The organism is Streptomyces paromomycinus, assembly GCF_003865155.1.
Taxonomy (GTDB): domain Bacteria; phylum Actinomycetota; class Actinomycetes; order Streptomycetales; family Streptomycetaceae; genus Streptomyces; species Streptomyces chrestomyceticus.
Window position 1 is genome coordinate 4,321,164 of the sequence record NZ_BHZD01000001.1, and the last position, 25,054, is coordinate 4,346,217.

A 25,054-nucleotide genomic window follows, 5' to 3' on the forward strand; every position below is an offset into this window, starting at 1 on the left:
ACCGGTAGGGCCGGACGGCCCCGGGCTCCGGGCCGGCGGCCGCCCGCCGGGGCCGGCGGGCGGTCCGGCTGTCCCGTACGCCCCTCAGCCCCGCGTCACGTTGCGCTCGTACACCAGCCGCAGACCGATCAGTGTCAGCCACGGCTCGTGCTCGTCGATGACCGAGGACTCGCCGAGCACCATGGGCGCCAGCCCGCCGGTGGCGATCACCGTCACGTCGTCCGGATCGTCCGCCAGCTCCCGCGCCATGCGCTGGACGACGCCGTCGACCTGGCCGGCGAAGCCGTACAGGATGCCGGACTGCATGGCCTCGACGGTGTTCTTGCCGATCACGCTGCGCGGCCGGGCCAGTTCGATCTTGCGGAGCTGGGCGCCCTTCACGCCGAGCGCGTCCACCGAGATCTCGATACCGGGCGCGATCACCCCGCCGACGTACTCGCCGCGCGCGCTGACCGCGTCGAACGTGGTGGCCGTACCGAAGTCGACCACCACGGCCGGCCCGCCGTACAGCTCCACGGCTGCCAGCGCGTTGATGATCCGGTCGGCGCCGACCTCCTTGGGGTTGTCCATCAGGATCGGCACACCGGTCTTGACGCCGGGCTCGACCAGGATGGCCGGCACGTCCCCGTAGTAGCGCCGGGTGACCTCGCGCAGTTCGTGCAGGACCGAGGGGACGGTGGAGCAGATGGCGATGCCCTCGATGCCGTCGCCCAGTTCCTCGCCCAGCAGCGGGTGCATGCCCATCAGGCCCTGGAGGAGGACCGCGAGTTCGTCGGCGGTGCGGCGGGCGTCGGTGGAGATGCGCCAGTGCTCGACGATCTCCTCGCCGTCGAACAGGCCGAGGACGGTGTGGGTGTTGCCTACGTCGATGGTGAGCAGCATCAGCGTCAGCGCTCCTCACGCAGGTCGAGACCGATGTCGAGGACCGGGGAGGAGTGGGTGAGCGCGCCCACGGCCAGGTAGTCCACCCCGGTCTCCGCGTAGTCGCGGGCGTTGTCGAGGGTGAGCCGCCCGGAGGACTCCAGGAGCGCCTTCCCGGCCACCAGCGTCACCGCCTCGCGGGTCTGCCCGGGGGTGAAGTTGTCCAGCAGGATCAGGTCGGCGCCCTCGGCGAGGATCGGCGGGATCTGGTCCAGCCGGTCGACCTCGACCTCGATCGGCACGTCCGGGAACGCGTTCCGTACGGCCTTGAACGCCTCGGCCACACCACCCGCCGCGACCACGTGGTTGTCCTTGATCAGGGCCGCGTCCGACAGCGACATCCGGTGGTTGACGCCGCCGCCGCAGCGCACCGCGAACTTCTCCAGGGACCGCAGGCCGGGCGTCGTCTTGCGGGTGTCGCGGACCTTGGCGCCGGTGCCCTCCAGGGCGTCGGCCCAGGCGCGGGTGGCGGTGGCGATGCCGGACAGGCGGCAGAGCAGGTTCAGGGCGCTGCGCTCGCCGGTCAGCAGGTCGCGGGTGCGGGTGGTGACGCTGAGCAGCTTCTGTCCGGCCTCGACGCGGTCGCCGTCCTCGACGTGCCGCTCGACCTCGAACTCCGCGGTGCACACGATGGACAGCACCGCCTCGGCGACCCGCAGCCCGGCCACGGTGCCCGCCTGACGGGCCGTGAAGTCGCCGGTGGCGACGGCGTCTTCGGGTACGGTCGCGACGGTGGTCACGTCCACGCCCTGGTCGAGGTCCTCCTCGACGGCCATGTGGGCGATGTCCTCGACCTGCACGGGGTCCAGCCCGGCGGCCGCCAGGAGGGCCGCGAGGCCGGCGTCCAGCCCGCAGGCGAGCGGGTCGAGTTCGTACGCGCCGTCACCGGCGCCGCAGCCGCAGGAGTCGCCGCAGCCGCCTTGCGGAGCCTCGGTGTCCTGGCCCGGACGGCCGATCTGGTGCAGGGAGAGGTCGTCGGGGGTGCTCACTGGTTCGGCTCCGTTTCGGGCGCGGGTGCGGCGGTCGTCGCGGGGAAGGCCGCGGTGTCGGTCGTACGGCTGTGCAGGGTGTGCGGCGGGCGGTGGGTGACCAGGAAGTGCCGCTGCCAGGCGGCGTCGTCCCGGTCGGCGTGGTCCTCGCGCCAGTGGCAGCCGCGGGTCTCCTCGCGGCTGCGGGCACTGCTGACCAGCACCCGGGCGACCATCAGGAGGTTGGTGGCCTCCCACGCCTCGACGCCGGGCTCGGCGGGCTTGGAGCCGTCGGCGGAGGCCGGAACGGGTCCGGCGCCGTCGGCCGGGGCCGCGTCGGCGGCGTCGCGCAGCAGCCGGGCCAGCGCGGTGGCGGCCCCGGAGAGGCTCGCGGCGGAGCGCAGCACCCCTGCCCCGGCGGACATGGTCCGCTGGATCACGGGCCGCGCCTCGGGGGCGAGCAGCGGTACGGGGTCGGCGGTGGGCGCGACGGCGGGGCCGGGCCGGCGGGCGGGGGCGGCCGTGATGTCGTCCGCGATGCGCTCGGCGAAGACCAGCCCCTCCAGGAGGGAGTTGGAGGCCAGCCGGTTGGCGCCGTGCACGCCGGTGCACGCGACCTCGCCGCACGCGTACAGGCCCGGCACGGTCGTCCGGCCGTACAGGTCGGTCCGTACGCCGCCGGAGGCGTAGTGCGCGGCGGGCGCGACCGGGACCGGCTCGGTGACCGGGTCGATGCCGTGCGCGCGGCAGGCGGCGAGGATGGTCGGGAAGCGCTGCTCCCACATGGCGGCGCCGAAGTGCCGGGCGTCCAGGAACATGTGCTCGGTGCCCTGCTCGTGGGCGCGGCGCATGATCGCCTTGGCGACGATGTCGCGCGGGGCCAGTTCGGCGAGTTCGTGCTGCCCGAGCATGAAGCGGGTGCCGTCGGCGTCCACCAGGTGGGCGCCCTCGCCGCGTACCGCCTCGGAGATCAGCGGCTGCTGGCCCTCCGCGTCCGGGCCGAGGTAGAGCACCGTCGGGTGGAACTGGACGAATTCGAGGTCGGAGACCTCGGCGCCGGCCCGCAGGGCGAGGGCGACGCCGTCGCCGGTGGAGACCGCGGGGTTGGTGGTCGCGGCGAAGACCTGGCCCATACCGCCGGTGGCCAGGACCACCGCGGGGGCGTGCACGGCGCCCACGCCGTCGTGCTGGCCCTCCCCCATCACGTGCAGGGTGACGCCGGCCGTGCGGCCTTCGGCGTCCGTGAGCAGGTCCAGGACGAGCGCGTTCTCGATGGTGCGCAGGCCCTGCGTACGGACGGCGGCCACCAGGGCGCGGGAGATCTCGGCGCCGGTCGCGTCGCCGCCCGCGTGCGCTATCCGGCGGCGGTGGTGGCCGCCTTCCCGGGTGAGCGCCATCGTGTCGCCGCCGGGCTCGGTGTCGAAGCGGGCCCCGGTGGCGATGAGGCGGCGGACGGCGTCCGGACCCTCGGTGACCAGGGTCCGTACGGCGGCCTCGTCGCACAGCCCGGCGCCCGCGACGAGGGTGTCCGCCAGGTGCTGTTCGGGGGTGTCGCCCTCGCCGAGCGCGGCCGCGATGCCGCCCTGGGCCCAGCGGGTGGAGCCGTCGTCCAGACGGGCCTTGGTCACCACGACGGTACGGCGGCCGGCGGCGGCGCAGCGCAGCGCGGCGGTCAGGCCCGCGACACCGGAGCCGACCACGACGACGTCGGCCTCGATGGACCAGCCGGGGGCGGGGGCCTGGAGGCGGAGGGCGGGGGTTTCGGGGCCGGTGGTTTCGGGGCTGGTGGTTTCGGGGCTGGTGGTTTCGTGGCTGATGGGGGTGCCGGGTCCGGTGGGGACGGTGCCGTTCATCGGGGCGCTCCGAACGTGAGGCGGATGTTGTCGATGAGGCGGGTGGTGCCGACCTTGGCGGCGACCGCGAGAACGGCCTCCCCCTCGTACGCGTCCGGAACCTCGGTGAAGTCGGACGGGTCGACGAGCGCCACGTAGTCGAGCGCCAGCGGCGGGTCCAGGCGGGCCGCGTCCTCCAGGACGACACGGGCCGCCGCCCGGGCCACCGAAGGGCCGCGCAGCGGGGTCGCGGCGGCGTGCGCGAGGGCGTGCGCGTCGGCCGCCGCGCGGTCCTCCCCCAGGGCGGCGAGCGCCGCGGAACGGTCGTGCGCCCGGTGGGCCGGGTGCGCCGTGTACGAGGCGCGGTCCCGCAGGGCCTCCTCGGCGGCGAGCCGGTCACGGGCCGCGAACAGGGCCCGGGACAGCGCCAGGGCGGTCCGGCGGTCCGCCGCGGAGAGGTAGCGGTTGCGGCTGGACAGGGCCAGCCCGTCGTCCTCACGGACGGTGGGGACGCCGACGATCCGTACGTCGAAGTTCAGGTCGGCCACCATGCGCTCGATCACGGCCAGTTGCTGCGCGTCCTTCCGGCCGAAGAAGGCCACGTCGGGACGGGTGAGGTGCAGCAGTTTGCCGACGACGGTCAGCACGCCGTCGAAGTGGCCGGGCCGGCTGGCCCCCTCCAGGAGGTCGCCCATGGGACCGGCGGTTATTCGGACCTGCGGCGCGCCGCCGGGGTAGACCTCACCGGCGGCGGGCGCGAAGACGGCGTCCGCTCCGGCCGCGCCGGCCAGCGCGACGTCCGCATCCAGGGTGCGCGGGTAGCGGTCCAGGTCCTCCCCGGCACCGAACTGGAGCGGGTTGACGAAGACGGTGACGACGACCTGCCCCGCCGGGCCGACCAGGTCACGGGCGGCACGGACCAGCGTCGCGTGCCCCTCGTGCAGGGCTCCCATGGTCATGACGACGGCCCGCTGCCCGGAGAAGTCAGGAAGGGCACGCAGCTCGGCCGCGGTGTGCACCAGGTGCGTGCGCGGGGCGTTCATCGGTCGCCTTCTTCGGGGTGGCCGCCTTCTTCCGGGTGGTCGCCGGGCGGCGGCGCGCCTCCGGCGCCGGTGCCGTCACCGACGTTCGCCAGGACGTCCAGCAGGTCCTCGGCCAGCGCCGGCTTCAGCAGGCCGTGCGCCAGGGCGCGGTCGGCCGTCGTACGGGCCATGGCGAGGTAGCCCGCGACGCTCTGCGGCGCGTGCTTGCGCAGCTCCGCGACGTGCGCGGCGACGGTGCCCGCGTCCCCGCGGGCGACCGGTCCGGTCAGGGCGGCGTCACCGGAGCGCAGCGCGTTGTCCAGGGCCGCGCCCAGCAGCGGGCCGAGCATCCGGTCGGGCGCGCCGACTCCGGCCTCCCGCAGCAGTTCCATGGCCTGTGCCACCAGGGTGACCAGGTGGTTCGCCCCAATGGCGAGCGCCGCGTGGTAGAGCGGGCGGGCCGCCTCCTCGATCCACTCCGGTTCCCCGCCCATCTCGATGACCAGCGCCTCGGCGGCCATCCGCAGCGGTTCGGGCGCCGTGACCCCGAAGGAGCAGCCGGCCAGCCGCTGCACGTCGACGCGCGTACCGGTGAAGGTCATGGCGGGGTGCAGGGCGAGCGGCAGGGCGCCGGCGCGGGTGGCCGGGTCGAGGACGGCCGTACCGAACCGCCCCGACGTGTGGACGAGCAGTTGGCCCGGCCGTACGGAGCCGGTCTCGGCAAGGCCCGCGACGAGCCCGGGCAGGGCGTCGTCGGGCACCGTGAGCAGCACCAGTTCGGCGCGCCGCAGCACCTCGGCCGGGCAGACGACCGGCACGTCGGGCAGGAGCGCCGCGGCGCGCCGTACCGAGGCGTCGGAGACACCGGACACGGCGACCGGCCGGTGCCCGGCGAGCTGCAGTGACGCGGCGAGGGCGGGCCCGACGCGGCCTGCGCCGACGACTCCGACGGTCAGTCGGGCGGGGCGGTCCTGGGCCTCGGTGGGTGGGGTTGTGTTCACGCGGCGACGGCCTTCCGTTCCAGTCCGCGGGGGGTACCGGACGATTCGTTCGCCATGCTACGCGAGTGCTCACGGCGCTCTTCAGAGCCGTACGCAGGCTGAGACGGGTGTCTCGTACCGCGTCGCCGGGCGCGCTCCCGGCTGCGGTTCCGGGCGCGCCCCCGGCTGCTTCGCGCGCCGTGCCCCGGGCTGTTTTCCACAGGGGTGACGGAGGTGCTCGCGGAGGTTATCCACAGGGGTCGCAGAGGCGGGCGTGACCCGTCATGGTGGGGGTGGAGACGGAAGCGGAGGACGGACCGAGAGGGGGGTGCGGCAGCGGCTCGGCCCGGTCGGGGCGGGCGGTCCGGCGGAGGTGGACGGGGCGTACCGGGCGCCGGGTGAGGGCGCGGCGTACGGCGCGGCGGAAGCGGGCCAGCGGGCGGTCGGCGGGTGCGGTGACCACGGCCTGGAAGCGCAGCCACCGGCGGATCTCGCGGACGGCCTGGACGTCCCCGGCACCGGGGAGGACGGGCGCGCTCTCACCGCGCCGGGCGGCGCGGTAGGCGTCGAGCATGTGCTGCTGGGATGCGTTCATGGACACCACGGTGGGGCCGCCGCGCGGCGGGTGGCCCGTCGATTGACGGGAGCTGTCAAACGAGCCGGGCGCAGGTCACAGGCTCACGCATGATGGAACGGAAGCCGGACGTCGGGCGGCTGGTACGGCTGCGGCCGCATGCAACGGCGCACGGGGAAACGGGGAGAGGCACATGAGTGTGTGGATCGATGTCGCGGGGCTGCCCGCCGAGCGGACGGTGTTCAGCCCGTCGCCGCTCGCCGAGCTGGGGGCCGCCCTGCACGCGCTCGCCGAGCCCGGCCACCACCCCGGCCTGCACGGCTGGACGACCGCGACGGCCGGCGCGCTCGACCCCGGCCTGGCCGACCGGCTGTGCGACGCGGACTTCCTCTGGGGGCCGACGTTCTCCGACGTGACGATGCCGTTCGCCGCGCTCGCGGACACCGGCGGGCAGCCCGGCGCCACGCTCACCGAGGACCTGGACCTGCTCGACCGGCTCGACGACGAGCTGTTCGTGAACGCCGCGCTGGAGATCAACTGCACCAGCGGGTACTGCCGCGGCGGCCCGTCACCGCTGGTGGACGCCGAGGCGCGCCGGCTGGCACTGGAGCGGGCCACCGCCCGCGGCCCCCGGCAGGCCGACTTCGCGCAGCGGCTGCTCGCCGACCCGCCCGCCGTACGGGCCTGGATACGCCGCCTGCTGGAGGACTGCGAGCAGGCGTTCTTCGCGGACGTCTGGCAGCGGGTGCGCGTCCACCTCGCCGCGGACGCGCGGCACAAGGCGGAGGTGCTGCGCCACAAGGGCCTGGCCGAGGCGCTGGCCGAGGTGTCTCCCGCGGTGACCCTGGACGAGCCGCGGTCCCGCATCGTCGTCGACAAGCTGTCCCACGGGCACGGCACGGCCGTGGACCCGGCCGTCGGCGTCGGGATCACCCTGCTCCCCACCTCGTTCGGCTGGCCGCACCTGAGCGTGCTGCACGCGGCGGGCTGGCGCCCGGTGATCCACTACCCGGTCGCCGCACCGGAACCGGCCGGCCCCGCCTCGGTCGCCCTGGTCGAGTCCCGGCTCGAAGCGCTCGCCCACCCGATGCGGATACGGATGTGCCGCTACCTCGCCCGTACCGCCTACACCACCGGTGAACTGGCCGCCGCGCTCGGCATATCCGCGCCGGAGGTCTCCCGGCACCTCGCCGTCCTCAAGAAGGCCGGACTGCTCCAGACCCGCCGCCGCGGCCGGTATGTCCTGAACCAGCTCGACGTCCGGGTGGTGGCGCGTCTGGGCAGCGACTTCCTGGAGGGGGTGCTGCGCTGACCCGGCGGGCGGCCGGGGCCGAGCCCCGGGCGCTCAGTTCTCCTGGAGGAACTTCTTGGCGAGGGCGTCGCCGCGGGAGACGGCGTCGCTGTGGCTCTCGATGGGGGTCGCCTTGGAGTTCTTGAACAGGAGGTAGGTGACACCGGACTCGGCGCCGCCGGTGGCCGGGTCGGGGTCGATGCCGAGCCCCTTGGCGGCCGCGTAGGACGCCTCGCCGATGATCTTCTCGGGCCCGCTGTCGCCGACGACCGCGTATTCGACCTTGTTCTTGTAGATGACGGCGACGATGCCGCCGCCCTTGATGCCCGCGGACTCGAAGTTCCAGATGCCGCTGACCGAGGGGACGACGACGTACGGCAGCTTCTCGGCGTTCAGCGGCTTGCCGTCGGACTGGTTCCAGCGGGTCTCCGGCTGGAACCAGGGATCGGTGTCCTTGTTGCACTTGGCGGTGACCTGGCCGTCGCAGTCGATGTCCATGTCCGCCTTCCAGAACACGGCGTTCTTCTTGCCGCAGACCGGGACGGTCGCCGACGTCTCCTCGTCGGTGCGGTACTTGCCGTTGGAGATCTGCGAACAGCCGGTGAGCTTGGCGAGCAGGTCGGCGGCGCTGACCGAGCCCTCGGTCACACCCGGACGGCTCACGGCGTCCGCGGCGGTCGCGGCGTGCGCGGCCGGCTGGGCGGTGGCGGACAGCGCGGCGGCGGCGAGCAGCGCGGTCCCGGCGGCGGTGGCCAGGGCGAAGGTTCGTCTGCGCACAGGAGGACCCCTCTGTTAGGAAAGTTTCCTTACCGAGCGCGCCCAATCTCCTCCGCTCCCCCACGCCCGTCAACCCCGCACACCACCCCAACCAGGCCCTCTTCACTGCCTGTTCACCGCCACGCCGGTTCCGGTCCGGCCTCGCCCGGCGTCCCGGCCCCGGCCCCCGGTGCCCCGGATCAGACCGCTTCCGCCTCCACGACCGAGGTCAGCGACGGCGTCGGCAGGACGCGCCGCACCATGAACCCCGAGCGGGTCAGCAGCTCCTCGAACTCGGCGGCGGTGCGCTCCCGGCCGCGCAGCACCATGAGCATCACGATGTCCAGCGGAACGGCCGGGTGCGGGGAGCCGTCGGCGGGGAGCACCGCGTCGATCACCAGCAGCCGGGTGCCGGGAGTCATGGCCCGGCGCACGGTGGCGAGGATGCGCAGGCAGTCCTCGTCGGGCCAGTCGTGCAGGATGTTCTTGAGCAGATACAGGTCCCCGCCCTCCGGTACGGCCGTGAAGAGGTCCCCGCCCTCCGTGCGCCACCGGCCCGCCAGTTCAGCGGTGTCGAGCAGGTGGTCGGTGACCGTCCCGGGCCGGTCGAAGAGCACCCCGGTCAGGCCCGGTGACCGGCTGAGCACCGCGCGCAGCAGCCCGCCGCGGCCCCCGGCCACATCGACGACCGTCCCGCCGTCCGGGAACACGTAGCTCCCGGCGATCTGCTCGTTCACGCCGCCGGTGAGCGAGGACATGGCGGTGTCGAAGAGCCGGCCGGCGTCGGGCGTACCGGCCAGGTGCTCGAAGAACGGCGTCCCGTACGCGGCCTCGAAGCCCGGCTCGCCCGTGCGCAGGGTGTCCTCCAGCCCCGCGGCCGAGCGTCCGTACATCGCGTCGGTGAACAGCAGGACGGCGTCGCGCCGGGAGCCCGGCACCCCCGTCCGCAGGGCCTCGCTGCCCTCCGTCAGGCCGAAGGCGCCGTCCGGGTCCGTACGGAACAGGCCGCGCATCGCGAGCAGCCGCAGGACGCGGTGCAGCGGGCCGGCCTGGGTACCGGACCGCGCCGCCAGTTCCCCGGCGCTCAGCGGCCCGTCGGCGAGGTGGTCCGCGATGCCGTGCAGCACGACGGCGCGCAGGGCGGACGCGTAGATGTGGCCGTACATGAGGTCGTGCAACGGCGTCGCGGGGACGTGCGGGGCGTTGTCGGAGGCCGGGTGGGCGGGGGTGGCTGCCACGGGTGTGCTCCTGTTGTCGGGCGTTTTCTCCACCCCGCCATTGTCGGCTGTCTGCCCAGCTCAGAGCCGTTTTGGACGGTTACGTGAAAGGGCTGGGCGGGCACCGGGAAGCCGCCCGCGACCACCCCGGAGCCCCACTCCCGGAGCCGGCTGCCGACGGCCCGGAGCCCCTCTCGCGTGGCTGTGAGACCCCTTTCCGGGCCGTGCCACGGTGACTTTCCCAACCGATTCCGGGCCGGTAGGCCGGCCGTCAGGCCGCGCGCCACCCTGCCGTCGCCCGGTCCTGCCGCCGCCCGGCCCCGCACCGACCGGCCCTGCACCGCCCGGCCGTGCGTCATGCGGCCGTGCGTCATGCGGCCGTCACGCGCCCGCGCCGCCCCCGGCCCGTACGAGTCCCGTCTCGTACGCGAGCACCACCGCCTGCACCCGGTCCCGCAGCTCCAACTTCGTCAGGATGCGGCCCACATGCGTCTTGACCGTGGCCTCCGACAGCACCAGCTGCGCCGCGATCTCGCCGTTCGAGAGCCCCTGGGCCACCAGCAGCAGCACCTCCCGCTCGCGCTCGGTGAGCCGCCCGATCTCCGGGCGGACCGGCTCGGCGGCGGACGCCGGCAGCATCGGCGTGAACCGGTCCAGCAGCCGGCGGGTGGTCGAGGGCGCGACCACCGCGTCACCGCTGCGCACCGCGCGGATCGCGGCCAGCAGTTCGCTCGGCGGCACGTCCTTCAGCATGAAGCCGCTGGCCCCGGCCTTGAGCGCGGAGAAGGCGTACTCGTCCAGGTCGAAGGTGGTCAGGATGAGCACCTTCGGCGCGTCCGCCTGCTGCCCGCCCGCGCAGATCCGGCGGGTGGTCTCCACACCGTCCAGGTGCGGCATCCGCACGTCCATCAGGATGACGTCGACCTTGGTGGACCGGAGCACCTCCAGGGCCTCCACCCCGTCACCGGCCTCGGCGACGACCTCCATGTCGGGCTGGGCGGCCAGCACCATGCGGAAACCGGTGCGCAGCAGCACCTGGTCGTCGACGAGCATCACGCGGACAGTCATGGCAGGAGGTCCCTTTCAACGGCGGTGCGGGTGGCGGAGCCGGTGATCCGGCGCCGGGAGGGCCGGCCGGCGTCGGCGCGGCAACAGGGTACGTACAGGCGGGGAAGGGGGGCGTCGGGCGGGGAGAAGCAGGGGTACGGGTGCGGCGTACGCGCCGCCGTCCCGGCGCCCCCGGCGTCGGCCCCGCCCCGGCTCACTGCCCCGATTTGAGCGGCAGTACCGCGCTGATCCGGAAGCCTCCTCCCGGCCGCGGCCCCGCGTCCAGGCTGCCGCCGACCATGCCGACGCGTTCGCGCATGCCGATGAGCCCGTGGCCGAGCCCGTCCGCCCCGCCGCCCGAGTACAGCTCGTGCTGGGCGCCGCGCCCGTCGTCCTCGACCAGCAGGTCCAGCTCGGCGTCCCGGTAGGCGAGGCGAACCGTGGCGCCGACGTCCGGACCGCCGTGTTTGCGGGTGTTCGTCAGCGCTTCCTGCACGATGCGGTACGCGGTCAGCTCGACACTGCTGGGCAGCGGGCGCGGTTCGCCCGCCACCTGGAAGTCGACCGGCAGGCCGGCTCCCCGCACCTGGTCGATCAGGTCGGCCAGCTGCTCGACGCCGGGCTGCGGTACGTACTCGCCGCTCTCGGGCTGCTCGCCGGTGCGCAGCACTCCGAGCAGCCGCCGCATCTCGGCGAGCGCCTGCCGGCCGGTGCCGGAGATCGTCTCCAGGGCCTGCTTGGCCTGTTCGGGCGCGGAGTCCAGGACGTAGGCGGCGCCGTCGGCCTGGACCACCATCACGGACACGTTGTGCGCGACGACGTCGTGCAGTTCGCGGGCGATGCGGGCGCGCTCGGCGGCCACCGCGATCCGCGCCTGCGTCTCGCGTTCCTTCTCCAGGCGGGCGGCCTTCTCCTCCAACTGGGCCCAGTACGCGCGACGGGTGCGGACCGAGTCGCCGAGCACCCAGGCCAGCACGAAGGGGACGGTGAGCAGGCCCATGATGAACAGCCCTTGCCACAGGCTGCCGGGCGGCCTCTCACCGTTGCCGTAGCGGACGGCGTAGAGCGTCGGGCCGATCAGCGCCCCTCCCAGAGCCGTGCGCGAGGCCCAGCGCGTCGTACCCGAGGCGACCGTGTAAATGGTCGCCAGCATGGCGAAGTTGGACGGATTGGGCTTTACGTCGAACACGATCTGGCAGAAGCCGACCAGGATCGACAGCAGCATCATCTTCTCGGGCGCCTTGCGCCGCAGCGCGACGGTGAGGCACATCGCGGCGACGACAAGGGCTTCCAGGAGCGTCCGGGTCTCGCTCTGCACATCCGCCGACGCGACCAGCATCAGACAGTTGAAACCGAACAGGAGGACGGCCCAGAAGGTGTCCACCCCTGTCGGATGCCTGCGGAAGAAGTCGTAGAGACGCTGCACGTCACCCAGCGTAGGCAGGCCGTATAGGTGTACGGGTCAACCGGACGGGCGATCCTGGGGGACGGGAGTACTCCGCAAGGTGGAGACGGGCCTGCCACCGGAGCCCGCCGCCGTCCGCGCCCGCGTCCGCCCCCGCGTACCGTGGTGCGGTGACACACGACTGGCGCGGCTGGCGGGACGCCGCGGAACGGGCCCTGTACGGCCCCGGCGGCTTCTACACCAGCGGCGACGGGCCGGGCCCGGCCGGCCACTTCCGTACCTCCGTGCACGTCTCGCCCCGGTACGCCGAGGCGCTCGCCACCCTGCTGTGCCGCGTCGACGTGGCCTTGGGCCGTCCGGCGGAACTGGCGCTGATCGATGTGGGTGCCGGGCGTGGCGAGCTGCTGACCGGAGTACTGGCGGCGCTCCCGGAGCCGGTGTGCGCCCGCGTGCGCCCCTACGCCGTCGAGCGCGCCCCCCGGCCCGCCGGACTGGACGACCGCGTCACCTGGCTCCCGGAGCTCCCCGCGCCCGGTTCCCTGACCGGCCTGCTCTTCGCCAACGAGTGGCTCGACAACGTCCCGGTCGACGTCGCCGAGACCGACGGGGGCGGTGTGCCCCGGTACGTCCTGGTCCGCCCGGACGGCGCCGAACGGCTCGGCGCCCCGGTCACCGGCGCGGACGCCGCATGGCTCGCCCGGTGGTGGCCCCTGCCGGGCGCCGGTCCCGGGCTGCGCGCCGAGATCGGCCACCCGCGCGACGCGGCCTGGTCCCGCGCGGTCGCCACCCTGCGCGCCGGCCTCGCCGCCACCGCCGACTACGCGCACACCCGCGACACCCGCCCGCCCTTCGGCACCCTCACCGGCTTCCGCGAGGGCCGCGAGGTGCACCCCGTACCCGACGGGACCTGCGACATCACCGCCCACGTCGCCCTGGACGCCTGTGCGGGCCCCGGCGCCGAACACGTCACCCAGCGGCAGGCGCTGCACGCCCTCGGCGTCGACGGCAGCCGCCCGCCCCTCTCCCTCGCGTCCAGCGACCCGGCCGCCTACGTACGGGCCCTCGGCTCGGCGGGCGCGGCGGCGGAGCTGACCGATCCGGCGGGCCTGGGCTCCTTCGGCTGGCTCCTGCAACCGGTCGGCGGCGGCTGTACGGGCCTGCTCACCCCCTGAGAGCCCGCCCGCCGCCCGCCCCGGCCGTCCGCCGCCCCCGTCCACCGGACGCCCCCTCCCGCCTGTCGCCCGGCCCCGCCGGACCCCGCCCGGCCGAACTGCGAGACTGTCCCCATGACGGAGACCACGGTCGGCATCGGCGGCGCGGCGGAGAGCACCGACATGGTGCTGAACATCGGCCCGCAGCACCCCTCCACGCACGGCGTGCTGCGGCTGCGCCTCGTCCTGGACGGCGAACGCATCCAGCACGCCGAACCCGTGATCGGCTATATGCACCGGGGCGCCGAGAAGCTCTTCGAGGCACGCGACTACCGCCAGATCATCATGCTCGCCAACCGCCACGACTGGCTGTCCGCCTTCTCCAACGAGCTGGGCGTCGTCCTGGGCGTGGAGCGGATGCTCGGCATGGAGGTCCCCGAGCGCGCCGTGTGGACCCGTACGCTGCTCGCCGAGCTGAACCGGGTCCTCAACCACCTGATGTTCCTCGGTTCCTACCCCCTGGAGCTGGGCGGCATCACCCCCGTCTTCCACGCCTTCCGCGAGCGCGAAGAGCTGCAGAACGTGATGGAGGAGATCTCCGGCGGGCGGATGCACTACATGTTCAACCGCGTCGGCGGCCTCAAGGAGGACCTGCCGGCCGGCTGGCTCGGCCGCGCGCGGCACGCCGTCCGCGAGGTCCGCTCCCGGACGGACGTCTTCGACCGGCTGGTCCTCGGCAACGAGATCTTCCGGGGCCGGACGCGCGGCATCGGCGTACTGAGCCGCGCGGCGGTGCACGGCTACGGCGTCTCCGGGCCGATCGCCCGCGCCTCCGGTGTCGACTTCGACCTGCGCCGCGACGAGCCGTACCTCGCGTACGCGGAACTCCAGGACACGCTGCGGGTGGTGACCCGCGAGGAGGGCGACTGCCTGGCCCGATTCGAGTGCCTGCTGGAGCAGACCCACAACTCCCTGGACCTGGCCGACGCCTGCCTGGACCGGATCGCCGAGCTGCCGCCGGGCCCGATCAACCAGCGCCTCCCGAAGGTCCTGAAGGCCCCCGAGGGCACGACCTACGCCTGGACCGAGAACCCGCTCGGCATCAACGGCTACTACCTGGTCTCCAAGGGCGAGAAGACCCCGTACCGCCTCAAGCTCCGCTCGGCGTCGTACAACAACATCCAGGCGCTGACCGAGCTGCTGCCGGGGACGCTCGTCGCCGACATGGTCGCCATCCTCGGCTCGCTGTTCTTCGTGGTCGGCGACATCGACAAGTAGCGGGCCGGTCTCCGGGGACCACGTACGGGGCCGGCTACCTACGCGGCTTCGGCCCCTCCCGGTGCCACGCCGTGATGCCCAGCTCGCCGGTGGACCCGAGGTCGATCAGCTCACGGACCAGCTGCGGACGGCTGCCGCCCGCGGCCGGCGTGAGGGCCAGGAACGCGCCGTTCACGGCGGGGCGCGTCGCGTCCGTCACGCGGTTGCGCCACATCAGTACGGCCTTGACGTGCTCGCCCGGCTGGAGCGTGACCGGCTCGGGTCCGACGTCGTCCACGACGTCCGAGCCGTGGCTGATCCGCACGTCCAGCGGCTTGCGGTCCTTGTCGAGGACCTGGACGCCCGCGTAGCCGTTCACCTTGTACGGATGCTTGCCACAGTTGGTCAGGGTGATGCCCATCGCGCGGGTGCCCATGGCGGCGTCCACCCCGGAGCCCTTGATGACGACGCCGTCCTCGGGACAGGCGGGGGCGGTGCGGGACGGCCGGGGGTCGGGCTTCGCCTCGGTCCCGGCCGAACAGCCGGCGGCGGTGAGCGCCACGACGCCGAGCACGGCCGCCGACAGCGCCCGCGGCACGGACCCGGCCGCTCTCCTGGTGACTGCTCCGGCCACGGTCCACCCCGCTCACTGATCCAGCACCGAGTCAGCGCCGCTCCGGCACTGATCAAGTCGGCCGCCAGCGTACCCGTAGCGGTACGGCGCGGGCCCCGGCGTCCGCGCCGCCTCCGGTCCGCTCACGCCCCGAAGAGCGCCCGGCACTCCTCCGTCCATCCCACCACCTCGACCGGCACCGTACGGTGCGCTTCCCACCCCGCCCGGTCCAGCCGCAGCCGCTGCAACGTCCGCGCCTGCCCGCGCACCGCGGCGACCTGCACACCGTCCGGTACGTACCCGAGCTTGCGCGAGACGGCCAGCGACCGGGCGTTGTCCGTCATCGCGGCGGAGGTCACGGTGTCCGCGCCGAGCCGGTCGAAGACGAAGTGCAGGACGGCCGCCCGCATCTCCGTACCGATGCCCTGCCCCTGGTGGGCCAGCCCGAGCCAGGACCCGGTCTCCGCCTCCCTGGTCACCCCGAAGTCGGTGCCGACCACGTCCTGGCGCCCCACCGCCTTCCCGTCCCGTGTCACCGCGAGGCTCAGCGTCCAGCTCTCCGGCCGCCACTCCGCGACCGTGCGGAGCACGTGCAGGAACGTCGCGCGCCCGCGCTCCTCCGGGGTCACGTCCGTCCAGGGCACGGTGAACGGCATGTCCGCCGCGTCGTGCACGCCGTCGGCGGCGACCGAGGCCAGGTCGTCGAGGAGACCGAGGCCGGGCAGGCTCAGTTCGAGGCGCGGTGTACGGATGCGGATGCCGTAGAGGGGCCAGTGGTGTCGGCGGAGTTGTTGTTCCATGACGGAATGCTGCCGAACGGGGCCCGTGGCGTCGACCCCATTTCGCGCACCCACCACGTGTCCGCCGCGTGTCCTCAGCCTGCCTTCAGCCCCTGCAAGTGCCGTCGTAGCACCGCCCGCTGCGCATCCGGGGTGGCGTACTCCGGTTCCAGCATCGCGCGCAGGTTGAGGCCGTCCAGCAGGGCGGACAGGCGCAGGCACTCCAGGTCCACGTCCAGGTCGGCGGGCGGGCAGACCGCCGGCTTCCTGCGCGCCGCGCAGCACGCGTGCCAGCAGGGACCGTAGGCCGGTCTCCATCTCCACCGCACACGCCCGCAGTTCCGGACGGAGCCGGGCCGCGCCGCAGAACGCCGCCCACAGAACCGCCTCCTGGCGCCGCTCCTCGTCCAGGGCCAAGAACTCGCCGATCAGCTCCTCCACCCGCGCCGGCTGTTCCCGCCGCGCGGCCGGGTCGAGCAGGCCGTCCACATGGGTCCGTACGCGCCGGCCGATGCGCGCGCTCAGCTCGCGCACCCGTCCGGGTGCCGTCAGGGGGACGTGAACGGCTGGCTGCTCGCGGTGATCGTCGCCGCGGCCCTCGTCCTCGTCGCCGTCGCGTCACTGCTGGTCTCGGCCGGTTACGGCGTCTTCGCCGAGCACATGGGCATGCACCCGTACGCGCGGCCCACGCAACTCACCATCGGCGTCAGCTTCCTGGGCGAGTCCCTGTTGGTCCGCTACCGCGCTCGGAGGACGGGAACGCCCTTCGCGCCGGAGCGGGAGCCCCCCCTCGCCCTTCTCGGCCGCCGCTCCCGATGAGACACGCGGCCGAGAGGAGGGCGGCCGCCACTGCCTTGGCCCGGTGGGCAGGTGCCGCCGAGCGTTCCCGCAGGGCGGTGACCTGGGCCCCGTCGATCAGCAGGACGAGCTGTTCGGCCAGCTCCCGCGTGCCGCGCACATATCCGGCCCCGGCGAGCAGTTCGGCGACGTACGAGGCCATCGTGCGCTTGTGGGCCGCGGCGGCGCGGTGGGCGGCGTTGGCCGGATCCGCGATCTCGACCATCGTGTTGATGGCGGCGCAGCCGCGGTAGTCGTCGGAGGAGAAGCGTTCGGCGAGGGCGTCGAAGAGGGCGAGCGGCGTGCCGCCACGCTCGGCGACCGCGGCGTGCAGCCAGTCGAACCAGCGCCGGCCGTACCCGTCGATCATGGCCACGACCAGGTCGTCCTTGCTCGCGAAGTGCCGGTAGAAGGACGCCCGGCCCACCCCGGAGGCGGTGAGCAGCCGCTCCACGCCGACGGCGCGGATGCCCTCGGCGTAGAAGAGGTCCTCGGCTGCCTTGACGAGTCGTTCCCGGGCGTTGGTCGGCATACGGCCACGATATCCAACCTTGACTCCGAACGGAACCGATCGGTACCGTCTCGCCCACCCAGCAGACGGTACCGATCGGTGCCATTCTTGGAGCCGGAGACCGCATGTCCCGCAGCAGCGCGTCCGACCAGCCGCCGCCCCTGTCACCGTCCCCGTCGTCACCGTCCCCGTCGTCGCCGCCCCCGCTCACGGGGCCTTCGGCCCCGTCGGACTCCCGGGCGGCGGGGCCCGCCGCCGCCCCGGAAAGCTGGCGCTTCCACGGAGCCGTGCTCGCCGCCGGAACGTTCGTGGTCGGCACCGACGCCTTCGTGATCGCCGGCGTCTTGCCCGGCATCGCCGCCGACCTGCACGTCGGGCTCAGCGCCGCCGGGCAGCTCGTCACCGTGTTCGCCGTCGCCTACGCGGTGCTCTCGCCCCTGCTCGCGGCATGCACCGCCGGCTGGTCCCGGCGTACGGTCCTGATCACCGCGCTGGCCGTCTTCGCCCTCGGCAACGCGGCCACGGCCCTCTCCCCCGGCTACCCGGCCGCGCTGGCCGCCCGGGTCGTCGCGGCGGCCGGTGCCGCGCTCTACGCCCCGAACGCCTCGGCCACCGCCGCGGCCCTGGCGGGCGAGGCCGCCCGCGGACGCGCCTTCGCCCTGGTCAACACCGGGCTGACCTCCGCCCTGATCCTCGGAGCGCCGCTCGGCACCGCCATCGGCGGCGCTTACGGCTGGCGCACCACGATGTGGCTGGTCACCGTGCTGCCCCTGCTCGTCGTACCGCTGCTGGCCGCCCGGCTGCCCCGCATCCGCACCGGGACGCCGCGCGGCCTGCGCCGCCGGCTCGCCCCGCTGGCGGACCGCGGCGTCCTGTACACGCTCGTCGTCACCGTCGTGGTGTTCGTCGGTATCTACATCCCCTTCGAGTACCTGAGCGCCGTCTACGGGCCCGTACTCGGCCACGGCGGCGGGGGGAGCGGTACGGGAGCCGGGGACGGCACCGGGGGCGCGGGCGGTGCAGGGGGCGGGGGCGGCACAGGGGGCGGGGGCGGCCTGACCGCCGTCCTGCTCCTGGTCTTCGGCGTCACCGGCACGGCCGGGAACCTGGTCGCCGGGCAGCTGGCCGACCGCTTCGGCCCGCGGCGGGTGGTGCTCGGCGCCGCGCTCGCACTCACCGTGGTCTTCGGACTGGTACCGCTGAGCCGGGAGTGGCTGCCCGCCGCGCTGCTCGCGGTGGCGGTCTCCGGCTGGGTGTCGTTCTCGGTGACCACCCCGCAGCAGCACCGGATCGCCGCGCTCGCCCCGCGGGCGCAGTCCGTGGCCGTCTCCCTCAACGCGGCCGCCGTCTACCTCGCCGTGTCCCTGGCCGGCGGCCTGGGAGGCATCGGGCTGGAGACTGTTGGCGCGGGCCGGCTGCCGTGGCTGGCCGCCGCGTTCACTCTGGCCGCCGCCGTGCTGACGGCCGCACACCGGCCGAGGACGGAACGGGAGAAAGCGGAACAGGCGCGGGCGGGCCGGGCGAAGGCAGACCGGGCGGAGGGGGCGGCGGGCGCGGCCTGAACGCGACGATGCGCCCGGCAGGGGTCCGCCTGCCGCTGGGCAGGGCCGCCACCGCCGGGCGCATCGTCACGGAAACCCGCGGGAACGTGCCCGTCGCGTCTCAGGAGGAGACCGCGCTGCGCAGTTCCGCCAAGTCGATCTGTTCGGTCTCGTCGTGCGCGGTCAGGTCGATGACCTCACCGTTGGCGGCATCCGCGGTCTCGTCCTCCGCCGCCTCTGCCGTCTTTTCTGACGCCGCCGCCTTCGCCGGCTTTCCCGGCTTCTCCGGCTTTCCCGGCTTCTCCGCCGTCGGCTCCGGGGCCCCGTCACGGGCCCGGCCGAGCGCCGACTGTTCGGCGACCGCCTCGTCGCCGACCACGTCGGCGAGGTCCTCCTCCAGCTGCCGGACCGGCTTCGGCCGCCGCGTCACGGTCGACGGCGTGCCCGCGCCCGGACCGCCCTGCGGTGCTCCGTCCCGTACGGCGCCGGTGCCGGTCGCCGTCCCGAAGAAGTCGAAGCCGCCCTGCAGACGGGAGGCGGGCAGCCGCGCGGCCCGTACGGGCGCGACCACGGCCGCTGCGGCCGGAACCGGACGCAGACCGGATGCCGAACCCGCGTCAGCGTCGGTACCGGTGCCGGTGCCGGTGCCGGTGCCCGGCTGCCCGGCAGAGCCCCCGTCACCTCCCCGGCCCGCGCCATCGGCCGTACCCGCCTGCGCATCAGCGGCCCCGGAGGCGGCAGGCATCGACGCTCCCGGGTTGGGGCCGTCCGGATGCGGACCGCCCCGCCCCGACGCACCCGGCTTCGACCCGCCCGGCTTGGACGCGCCCGAGCCCGACGCACCCGCCTTCGACTCGCCCGGGATCGCCCCGCCCGCCTTCCGGCCACCGGGCTCCGGGACGGCGGCCGTACGGACCGGGCCCTGCGCGGCCGGAGACTCCGTGGCCGGACGCTCCGTGGTCGGACGCTCCGTGGCCGCCTCGGGATTCCCCCGGCCGTCCGCACCGTCCCGGACCTGCGCTTCCTCGGTCTGGCGGGCCGCGTTGCGCGGAAGCTGCCGCAGCGCTTCCGCCGCCCGGTGGTACATCCCCGCGGTGAGCACGCCGGGCGCGCTCCCGTCCGGGCCGTCCGCGGCCCCGGCCGTCAGCTCCCCGGCGGGCGTCCCGGTCTCGATCGCGAGCAGCCGGCGTCCCTCCAGGGCGCTGGCCCGCTCGGTCTCGGCGGTGGCGTAGCGGCGCAGCAGCTCGGCGTGCTCACTGCGCAGCCGTGCCAGCTCGGCCCGCTTGGCCCGCAGCTTGGTGTCCAGCTTGCCGCGTATCCCGCGGGACTCCTCCAGGTCCGTTTCGAGCTCGGCTATGCGTTCGTCGGTCTTCCACTCGTCCCGCACCCGGGCGTTCTTCAGCTCGGCGACGCTCTTGCCTGCCGTACGGTCCCACGCGCGCAGCAGTACGGAACCGGTGACCGCGGCGGCCGCCGCGCCCGTGGCGAGCACGCGCTGTGCCAGGTCGTCGCCGACGAACCAGACGCCCGAGGCGCAGGCTAGCGACGCACCGGCGACCGTCACGGGAGGAAGAAGCCGGTGCAGGGATGGCGAATGGCGGTGGCGTCCTCGTGGCATGGCCTGAAACTTACCGTGCGTGCGGGACCTATGGGGCCCCGCCCGCCGGTTCGTTTCCCGGTGGTTACTTCTTCGCCAGTCCCTTCGACTCCAGATATGCGCGCGCGACATCCTCGGGCTTCTGCCGTTCCGCGTCGACCTTGCGGTTCAGCTCGATCAGATCGGCGGTCGTCAGCTTGTCCGTGAGCTTGCCCAGAGCCGCCTCGATCTCCTTGCCGCCGGCGCTCTCGGCATTCACCACGGGCAGCACATTGTCGGCATTCTGCAGCTTCTTGTCGTCCTTCAGCAGCACCAGGCCGAAGTTGTCGAGCGTGGCGTCCGTGGTCGTGGTCAGCACCATCTGGTCCGTACCGTCCTTGACGGCCTGCTTGGCCTGCGGAGTGCCGACACCCTTCGGATCGATGCCCGTCACGGCTATGCCGTAGACCTTCTCCAGGCCCGGCTTGCAGAACGGCCGCGTCTCGCACTCCTCGCCCGCCGCCAGCTTGATCTTCTCCTTGGACCGGCCGAGGTCCGAGAGCGTCTTGAGCTGATGGCGGGCGGCGAATTCCTTGGTCACCGCGAACGCGTTCTGGTCCGTCGCCTCCCCGGCCGGCAGCACCTTCAGCCCGCGGGGTTCGGCGAGGGTCTTCAGCGCCGCGACCGTCCTGCCGATGTCGCTGGAGGCGACGGGCTTCGCGTTCGGCCCGTTCTTCTTGGCGTTGAGGAATTCGGCGAGGGTCGAGGCATATTCCGGTACGACATCGATCTGCCCCTTCTCCAGCGCCGGTTCGTAGAGCTCCCGATTGGCGAGCGTCTTGACGGTGGTGCGGTATCCCGCATCGCTAATGATCTTGGAATAGATCTCCGCGAGCACCTTCGACTCGGTGAAACCGGCCGAGCCGATGACGATGTCCCCCTTCCCGCCACCGCTCGTCGCGCCGCCCTTCTCCTCCAGGCTCTTTCCGCCGCAGGCGGCCAGCCCGCCCGCCAGCGCGAGCGCGGCCCCCGCGGCGAGCGCGGCCCGCACCGTACGGGACGGTCTACGGCCGGGGCGGGGGTGATGGCTGGGGCGCTGACTGTTCGGGTCCTGGTTCATACCGATTCACCGTCCAAGGAGAAGAGAGAAAAAGTCCATGTGCAGGCCCCGAAGAGCCCAGGGCAGGCCCCGAAGAGCCCAGGGCAGGCCCCGAAGAGCCCTTGGGCAGGCCCCGGACGCCGAGGCCGTCCGGTCGCCGGAGCCGTCCCGTCGCCGGGGCGCGACCAGCCGGGCCACGGCCACCGACCGCCCACCGAGCTCGCCGCCGCACCCGTCCATGCCTACGCGGGGCTCCCGGCCGGCGCCGCGTCCTCGGCCGTCGTACGGGACTTCCGCGCCCGGCTCCGGCCCCGCCGCATCGGGTCGAAGAGCCGGTCCGTCAGCACCAGCAGCCCTTCGACCAGCAGCGCCAGTACGGCGACCAGCACCGCGCCCGCGACCACCTGCGGCGTGTTGTAGTTGCCGAAGCCGGCGGTGATGATGCGGCCGAGGCCGCCGCCGCCCGCGAGCGCGGCCAGCGTCGCCGTGGCCACGACCTGGACACCGGCCGACCGCAGGCCCGTCATGATCAACGGGTAGGCGAGCGGCAGCTCGACCCGCAGCAGCAGCTGCGGCCCGGACATGCCCATCCCGCGCGCCGCCTCGACCACGTCCCGGTCGGCCTCCCGCATGCCCACGTACGCGTTGGTGAGCAGCGGCGGCACCGCGAACAGCACCAGCGCGATGATCGTCGGCCAGTCCCCCGCCGTGCCCAGCGGACTGAGCGTCAGCAGGACCAGTACCGCGAACGTCGGCACCGCGCGCCCCACGTTGGAGATGTTGACCGCCAGCGCCCCGCCCTTGCCGATGTGGCCCAGGTACAGGGCGACCGGCAGGGCTATGAGGCAGGAGATCGCCAGGCACATCGCGCTGAGATAGACATGCTCGCCGAGCCGGTGCCACACCCCTTTCTCCCCGGCCCAGTTGGCCGAGGCCGCCAGCCAGTCCCAAGCGCCCGTCATCGCGTCCATCGCCTCAGGCCACCGCCTTCTTCGCCGTCCGGCCGGCCGCCCGCCGCTCGCGCCGGGCGCGGGACCGCGCCCGCGCCTGCGCCCGGGTCCACGGCGTCAGCAGCCGCTGAAGGCCGATCAGCAGGACGTCGGCGACCACCGCCAGCAGCACGCACAGCACCGAGGCCGTCAGCACCTCCGCCTTGAAGAAGCCCTCCATGCCGCTGGATATGAGATTGCCCAGGCCGCCGTAGCCGACCACGGCGCCGATCGTCGTCATCGCCACCGTCGAGACCGTCGCGATACGCAGCCCGGCCGTCAACGCGGGCAGCGCCAGCGGGAGTTCGACACCGAACAGCAGCTTCACGGGGCCGTAGCCCATCCCGCGCGCCGCCTCGCGGACCTCCTGCGGCACCGACTCCAGCCCGGCGAGGATGTTCCGTACCAGGATCGTCAGCGAATACAGCACCAGGCCCGTGACGACCACGGCGGCCGAGACGCCGAAGACCGGTGTCAGCAGCGCGAACATCGCCAGTGAGGGGACCGTGTACAAAATCGTCGTCAGCCCGAGGACCGGGCCCGCCGCGGCCCGCCAGCGGCGGGCTACGAGCGCCAGCGGAAAGGCGATCAGCAGGCCGAGGACGACGGACACCAGCGTGATGCCCACGTGCTGGACGGTGGCGTCCAGCAACTCCTGACTGCGCGTCCGGACATACTCACCGCAGATCCAGTCGTTCGCCTCCAGGCAGCTCTGCGCACTCACCCGCGGTCACCTCCCCCGCCCTGTCGCTCACATTTTCGGTGACTGTCTGCGACCCTATCCCCCACCACTGACAATCCGACCGGCCCGCCATCCAGTCGTAACAAGACACACGTGACGGGACGGATTCCGCGGGCAGGAGCCGGCGAAGCACAGCGCGCCTACCCGGCCGGCGGCCGTCCACACTGGGGAAACCACCATGATCCGTTTCGAGCACGTCACCAAGAGCTACGCCGACGGCACCACCGCCGTCGACGACCTCTCGTTCGAGGTCGCGGAGGGCGAGCTGGTCACGCTCGTCGGGCCGTCGGGCTGCGGCAAGACCACGACGATGAAGATGGTCAACCGGCTCATCGAACCCACCGGCGGCCGCATCTGCCTGGACGGCGTGGACATAGCGACCATCGACCCCGTCGAACTGCGCCGCCGTATCGGCTACGTCATCCAGCAGGTCGGCCTCTTCCCGCACAAGACCGTGCTGGACAACACCGCGACCGTCCCGCACCTGCTCGGCTGGCCGCGCAAGAAGGCCAGGGACCGCGCCGCCGAACTCCTCGACCTGGTCGGCCTGGACCCCGCGCAGTACGGGGACCGCTACCCCGACCAGCTCTCCGGCGGGCAGCGCCAGCGCGTCGGCGTCGCCCGCGCGCTCGCCGCCGACCCGCCCGTCCTGCTGATGGACGAGCCGTTCGGCGCCGTCGACCCGGTCGTGCGCGAACACCTCCAGACGGAGTTCCTGCGGCTGCAGTCCACGCTCCACAAGACGGTGCTCTTCGTCACCCACGACATCGAGGAAGCGGTACGGCTCGGCGACCGCATCGCCGTCTACGGGACGGGCCGCGTCGAGCAGTTCGACACCCCGGCCACGGTGCTGGGCGCGCCGGCCACCCCGTACGTCGCGGAGTTCGTCGGCGCCGACCGCGGTCTCAAGCGGCTCTCGGTGACGCCGATCGAGACCGGCGATCTGGAGCAGCCGCCGGTGGTCCGGCTCGACGACGACGCGGCGCGCGCGGCCGCCCGGCTCGACGAGGAGGGCGCGGCGTGGGCCGTGGTCCTGGACGCCGACGGCGGCCTGCACGGGTGGGTCTCGGCGGCGGGCCTGAAGGCCGCGGGCTCCGGAACGGCGACGGCGCCCGGAGCCGCGACGGCGTCGACCGGGCGTGAGGTGCGCGACCACGCGCGGCGCATGGACGCGTGGCTGCCGCTAGGGGCGCCGCTGAAGCAGGCGTTCAGCACGATGCTCCAGCACGACGCCGGGTGGATCGCGGTCCTGGAGGAAGAACGATTCCTCGGTGTGCTGACGCCCGCGGCGCTGCACGCGGCGCTGCGCCGGTCCACGGCGGCCGACGCGGGCCGCCTGGCGCGCGACGAGGTCGTGGTGGAGAGCGTTCCCGGCGCGTAGCGGCGCGCGGGGGTGCCTGGGGCGGGTACCGTCACCGCCGCAGCGCGCCCCCTACGCCGCGCTGGCCCCCGCCTCGTCGTCGTCCTCCGGAAGCTTGCACACGCGCTCCAGGAAGAGCGCGGCCAGCACCACCGCCACCCCGGCCAGGACCGAGAAGCCCGCATGGATGGCCTGGTCACGGCGTGGCTCGACCGCGAGGTCCGTGGTGAGCAGGAAGACGCCGACACCGCCGTACACGCCGGCCACCACGGAGGCCACCAGCGCGCTCGCCTGACCGAAGACGACGGCGCGGGCGGCCACCAGCGGGTCGACACCCCGGGCGTCGGGGCGGCGTTCGCGCTGGGCCTTGAGCCGGGAGCGCAGGGACACCGCGGTGGCGGCCAGGACGGCGGCGATCAGGGCCAGCACGACGGGGGCGGCCAGCGGTACGCCGGGGAGGGTGCCGAGGGAGTCCCACAGCCGGGCGCCGGCCCAGGCCAGCACCCCGGCTGCCAGGAACAGCCCGCCCAGCACCTTGATGTGTAGCTGCTTCACCGAGCGTTCGCCCCTTGTGCCCTCGTCCTCG

At 73.8% G+C, this 25,054-nt stretch carries 24 protein-coding genes and 1 pseudogene; 5 read left to right on the forward strand and 20 right to left on the reverse strand.

The features are described 5' to 3' along the window. Nucleotides 1-84 precede the first annotated feature (84 nt). From OEIGOIKO_RS17970 to OEIGOIKO_RS42115, 6 genes are all read right to left on the reverse strand, one after another. Nucleotides 85-882: a type III pantothenate kinase gene (locus OEIGOIKO_RS17970; RefSeq protein WP_125045714.1), complete on the reverse strand. Its 798-nt coding sequence runs from the start codon at nucleotides 880-882 to the stop codon at nucleotides 85-87. Between the two features lie 5 nt (nucleotides 883-887). Next, nucleotides 888-1,910 carry a carboxylating nicotinate-nucleotide diphosphorylase gene (gene nadC / locus OEIGOIKO_RS17975; protein ID WP_125054921.1) on the reverse strand — a complete coding sequence of 341 codons (1,023 nt, stop codon included), beginning with the start codon at nucleotides 1,908-1,910 and terminating at the stop codon, nucleotides 888-890. After that, the gene (locus tag OEIGOIKO_RS17980; protein ID WP_125054922.1) at nucleotides 1,907-3,742 is read right to left on the reverse strand and encodes an L-aspartate oxidase; all 1,836 of its coding nucleotides are present in this window, start codon (nucleotides 3,740-3,742) and stop codon (nucleotides 1,907-1,909) included. Before OEIGOIKO_RS17980 ends, nadC begins: the two co-directional genes overlap by 4 nt. Continuing rightward, nucleotides 3,739-4,764, reverse strand: a complete 1,026-nt coding sequence (panC, locus tag OEIGOIKO_RS17985; protein ID WP_125054923.1) for a pantoate--beta-alanine ligase — start codon at nucleotides 4,762-4,764, stop codon at nucleotides 3,739-3,741. The genes OEIGOIKO_RS17980 and panC overlap by 4 nt, the downstream gene beginning before the upstream one ends. Then, a complete protein-coding gene (locus OEIGOIKO_RS17990; protein WP_125054924.1) occupies nucleotides 4,761-5,744 on the reverse strand; it encodes a Rossmann-like and DUF2520 domain-containing protein in 984 nt (327 codons plus the stop codon). The genes panC and OEIGOIKO_RS17990 overlap by 4 nt, the downstream gene beginning before the upstream one ends. Nucleotides 5,745-5,970: 226 nt before the next feature. Further along, nucleotides 5,971-6,318, reverse strand: coding sequence for a hypothetical protein (locus tag OEIGOIKO_RS42115; RefSeq protein ID WP_174857177.1), 348 nt, complete (start codon nucleotides 6,316-6,318; stop codon nucleotides 5,971-5,973). Between the two features lie 178 nt (nucleotides 6,319-6,496). Here OEIGOIKO_RS42115 and OEIGOIKO_RS18000 point away from each other — a divergent pair, with 178 nt between their 5' ends. Next, complete coding sequence (locus OEIGOIKO_RS18000) at nucleotides 6,497-7,609, forward strand: DUF5937 family protein (RefSeq protein WP_125058766.1); 1,113 nt, start codon at nucleotides 6,497-6,499, stop codon at nucleotides 7,607-7,609. 33 nt (nucleotides 7,610-7,642) lie between these two features. On the opposite strand, the gene OEIGOIKO_RS18005 is transcribed toward OEIGOIKO_RS18000, so the two are convergent. From OEIGOIKO_RS18005 to OEIGOIKO_RS18020, 4 genes are all read right to left on the reverse strand, one after another. Next, nucleotides 7,643-8,365: a glycoside hydrolase family 75 protein gene (locus OEIGOIKO_RS18005; RefSeq protein WP_125054925.1), complete on the reverse strand. Its 723-nt coding sequence runs from the start codon at nucleotides 8,363-8,365 to the stop codon at nucleotides 7,643-7,645. A 179-nt stretch (nucleotides 8,366-8,544) separates the two neighbouring features. Further along, entirely contained in the window at nucleotides 8,545-9,582 is a 1,038-nt protein-coding gene (locus OEIGOIKO_RS18010; RefSeq protein ID WP_125054926.1) for a methyltransferase, read from the reverse strand. A gap of 360 nt (nucleotides 9,583-9,942) precedes the next feature. Next, nucleotides 9,943-10,629: a response regulator gene (locus tag OEIGOIKO_RS18015; RefSeq protein WP_125045720.1), complete on the reverse strand. Its 687-nt coding sequence runs from the start codon at nucleotides 10,627-10,629 to the stop codon at nucleotides 9,943-9,945. Nucleotides 10,630-10,822: 193 nt separating this feature from the next. Beyond that, nucleotides 10,823-12,034 (reverse strand): sensor histidine kinase, encoded by a 1,212-nt coding sequence (locus OEIGOIKO_RS18020; protein WP_125054927.1) that lies wholly within the window; start codon nucleotides 12,032-12,034, stop codon nucleotides 10,823-10,825. Between the two features lie 149 nt (nucleotides 12,035-12,183). Here OEIGOIKO_RS18020 and OEIGOIKO_RS18025 point away from each other — a divergent pair, with 149 nt between their 5' ends. Then, complete coding sequence (locus OEIGOIKO_RS18025) at nucleotides 12,184-13,185, forward strand: SAM-dependent methyltransferase (protein ID WP_125054928.1); 1,002 nt, start codon at nucleotides 12,184-12,186, stop codon at nucleotides 13,183-13,185. Between the two features lie 114 nt (nucleotides 13,186-13,299). Further along, complete coding sequence (locus tag OEIGOIKO_RS18030) at nucleotides 13,300-14,442, forward strand: NADH-quinone oxidoreductase subunit D (protein WP_125054929.1); 1,143 nt, start codon at nucleotides 13,300-13,302, stop codon at nucleotides 14,440-14,442. A gap of 34 nt (nucleotides 14,443-14,476) precedes the next feature. On the opposite strand, the gene OEIGOIKO_RS18035 is transcribed toward OEIGOIKO_RS18030, so the two are convergent. The 5 genes and pseudogenes from OEIGOIKO_RS18035 to OEIGOIKO_RS18055 form a co-directional block, all read right to left on the reverse strand. Further along, nucleotides 14,477-15,055 (reverse strand): DUF4232 domain-containing protein, encoded by a 579-nt coding sequence (locus OEIGOIKO_RS18035; RefSeq protein ID WP_218039997.1) that lies wholly within the window; start codon nucleotides 15,053-15,055, stop codon nucleotides 14,477-14,479. 122 nt (nucleotides 15,056-15,177) lie between these two features. Beyond that, nucleotides 15,178-15,834, reverse strand: a complete 657-nt coding sequence (locus OEIGOIKO_RS18040) for a GNAT family N-acetyltransferase (protein ID WP_125054930.1) — start codon at nucleotides 15,832-15,834, stop codon at nucleotides 15,178-15,180. Nucleotides 15,835-15,908: 74 nt separating this feature from the next. Beyond that, nucleotides 15,909-16,142, reverse strand: coding sequence for a TetR family transcriptional regulator C-terminal domain-containing protein (locus tag OEIGOIKO_RS43765; protein ID WP_307721264.1), 234 nt, complete (start codon nucleotides 16,140-16,142; stop codon nucleotides 15,909-15,911). After that, nucleotides 16,120-16,347: pseudogene (locus OEIGOIKO_RS43770) on the reverse strand (TetR family transcriptional regulator C-terminal domain-containing protein); the annotation flags it as partial. The gene OEIGOIKO_RS43765 and the pseudogene OEIGOIKO_RS43770, both read right to left, overlap by 23 nt. Nucleotides 16,348-16,519: 172 nt before the next feature. After that, on the reverse strand, nucleotides 16,520-17,182 hold the full coding sequence (locus OEIGOIKO_RS18055; RefSeq protein ID WP_246177392.1) for a TetR/AcrR family transcriptional regulator: 663 nt from the start codon (nucleotides 17,180-17,182) through the stop codon (nucleotides 16,520-16,522). Nucleotides 17,183-17,286: 104 nt separating this feature from the next. Here OEIGOIKO_RS18055 and OEIGOIKO_RS43540 point away from each other — a divergent pair, with 104 nt between their 5' ends. Beyond that, nucleotides 17,287-18,723: an MFS transporter gene (locus OEIGOIKO_RS43540; RefSeq protein ID WP_125054931.1), complete on the forward strand. Its 1,437-nt coding sequence runs from the start codon at nucleotides 17,287-17,289 to the stop codon at nucleotides 18,721-18,723. Between the two features lie 100 nt (nucleotides 18,724-18,823). On the opposite strand, the gene OEIGOIKO_RS18065 is transcribed toward OEIGOIKO_RS43540, so the two are convergent. The 4 genes from OEIGOIKO_RS18065 to OEIGOIKO_RS18080 form a co-directional block, all read right to left on the reverse strand. Further along, entirely contained in the window at nucleotides 18,824-20,266 is a 1,443-nt protein-coding gene (locus OEIGOIKO_RS18065) for a coiled-coil domain-containing protein (RefSeq protein ID WP_246177393.1), read from the reverse strand. Nucleotides 20,267-20,384: 118 nt separating this feature from the next. Beyond that, on the reverse strand, nucleotides 20,385-21,398 hold the full coding sequence (locus OEIGOIKO_RS18070) for an ABC transporter substrate-binding protein (protein ID WP_246177394.1): 1,014 nt from the start codon (nucleotides 21,396-21,398) through the stop codon (nucleotides 20,385-20,387). A gap of 221 nt (nucleotides 21,399-21,619) precedes the next feature. Then, the gene (locus OEIGOIKO_RS18075) at nucleotides 21,620-22,348 is read right to left on the reverse strand and encodes an ABC transporter permease (RefSeq protein WP_125054932.1); all 729 of its coding nucleotides are present in this window, start codon (nucleotides 22,346-22,348) and stop codon (nucleotides 21,620-21,622) included. A 4-nt stretch (nucleotides 22,349-22,352) separates the two neighbouring features. After that, nucleotides 22,353-23,090: an ABC transporter permease gene (locus tag OEIGOIKO_RS18080; RefSeq protein ID WP_125054933.1), complete on the reverse strand. Its 738-nt coding sequence runs from the start codon at nucleotides 23,088-23,090 to the stop codon at nucleotides 22,353-22,355. A gap of 196 nt (nucleotides 23,091-23,286) precedes the next feature. Between OEIGOIKO_RS18080 and OEIGOIKO_RS18085 the strand changes: the two genes are divergently transcribed. Continuing rightward, nucleotides 23,287-24,489, forward strand: coding sequence for an ABC transporter ATP-binding protein (locus OEIGOIKO_RS18085; RefSeq protein ID WP_125054934.1), 1,203 nt, complete (start codon nucleotides 23,287-23,289; stop codon nucleotides 24,487-24,489). Nucleotides 24,490-24,540: 51 nt separating this feature from the next. Here OEIGOIKO_RS18085 and OEIGOIKO_RS18090 read toward each other — a convergent pair whose 3' ends face one another. Beyond that, complete coding sequence (locus tag OEIGOIKO_RS18090) at nucleotides 24,541-25,023, reverse strand: DUF3180 domain-containing protein (protein WP_125054935.1); 483 nt, start codon at nucleotides 25,021-25,023, stop codon at nucleotides 24,541-24,543. Nucleotides 25,024-25,054: the final 31 nt, after the last annotated feature.

Coding starts and splice junctions, on each gene's coding strand:
- OEIGOIKO_RS17970 (WP_125045714.1), bottom strand. CDS start 882: ATGCTGCTCACCATCGACGTAGGCAACACCCACACCGTCCTCGGCCTG.
- OEIGOIKO_RS17980 (WP_125054922.1), bottom strand. CDS start 3,742: ATGAACGGCACCGTCCCCACCGGACCCGGCACCCCCATCAGCCACGAA.
- panC (WP_125054923.1), bottom strand. CDS start 4,764: ATGAACGCCCCGCGCACGCACCTGGTGCACACCGCGGCCGAGCTGCGT.
- OEIGOIKO_RS42115 (WP_174857177.1), bottom strand. CDS start 6,318: ATGAACGCATCCCAGCAGCACATGCTCGACGCCTACCGCGCCGCCCGG.
- OEIGOIKO_RS18015 (WP_125045720.1), bottom strand. CDS start 10,629: ATGACTGTCCGCGTGATGCTCGTCGACGACCAGGTGCTGCTGCGCACC.
- OEIGOIKO_RS18030 (WP_125054929.1), top strand. CDS start 13,300: ATGACGGAGACCACGGTCGGCATCGGCGGCGCGGCGGAGAGCACCGAC.
- OEIGOIKO_RS18040 (WP_125054930.1), bottom strand. CDS start 15,834: ATGGAACAACAACTCCGCCGACACCACTGGCCCCTCTACGGCATCCGC.
- OEIGOIKO_RS18055 (WP_246177392.1), bottom strand. CDS start 17,182: ATGCCGACCAACGCCCGGGAACGACTCGTCAAGGCAGCCGAGGACCTC.
- OEIGOIKO_RS43540 (WP_125054931.1), top strand. CDS start 17,287: ATGTCCCGCAGCAGCGCGTCCGACCAGCCGCCGCCCCTGTCACCGTCC.
- OEIGOIKO_RS18070 (WP_246177394.1), bottom strand. CDS start 21,398: ATGAACCAGGACCCGAACAGTCAGCGCCCCAGCCATCACCCCCGCCCC.
- OEIGOIKO_RS18075 (WP_125054932.1), bottom strand. CDS start 22,348: ATGGACGCGATGACGGGCGCTTGGGACTGGCTGGCGGCCTCGGCCAAC.
- OEIGOIKO_RS18085 (WP_125054934.1), top strand. CDS start 23,287: ATGATCCGTTTCGAGCACGTCACCAAGAGCTACGCCGACGGCACCACC.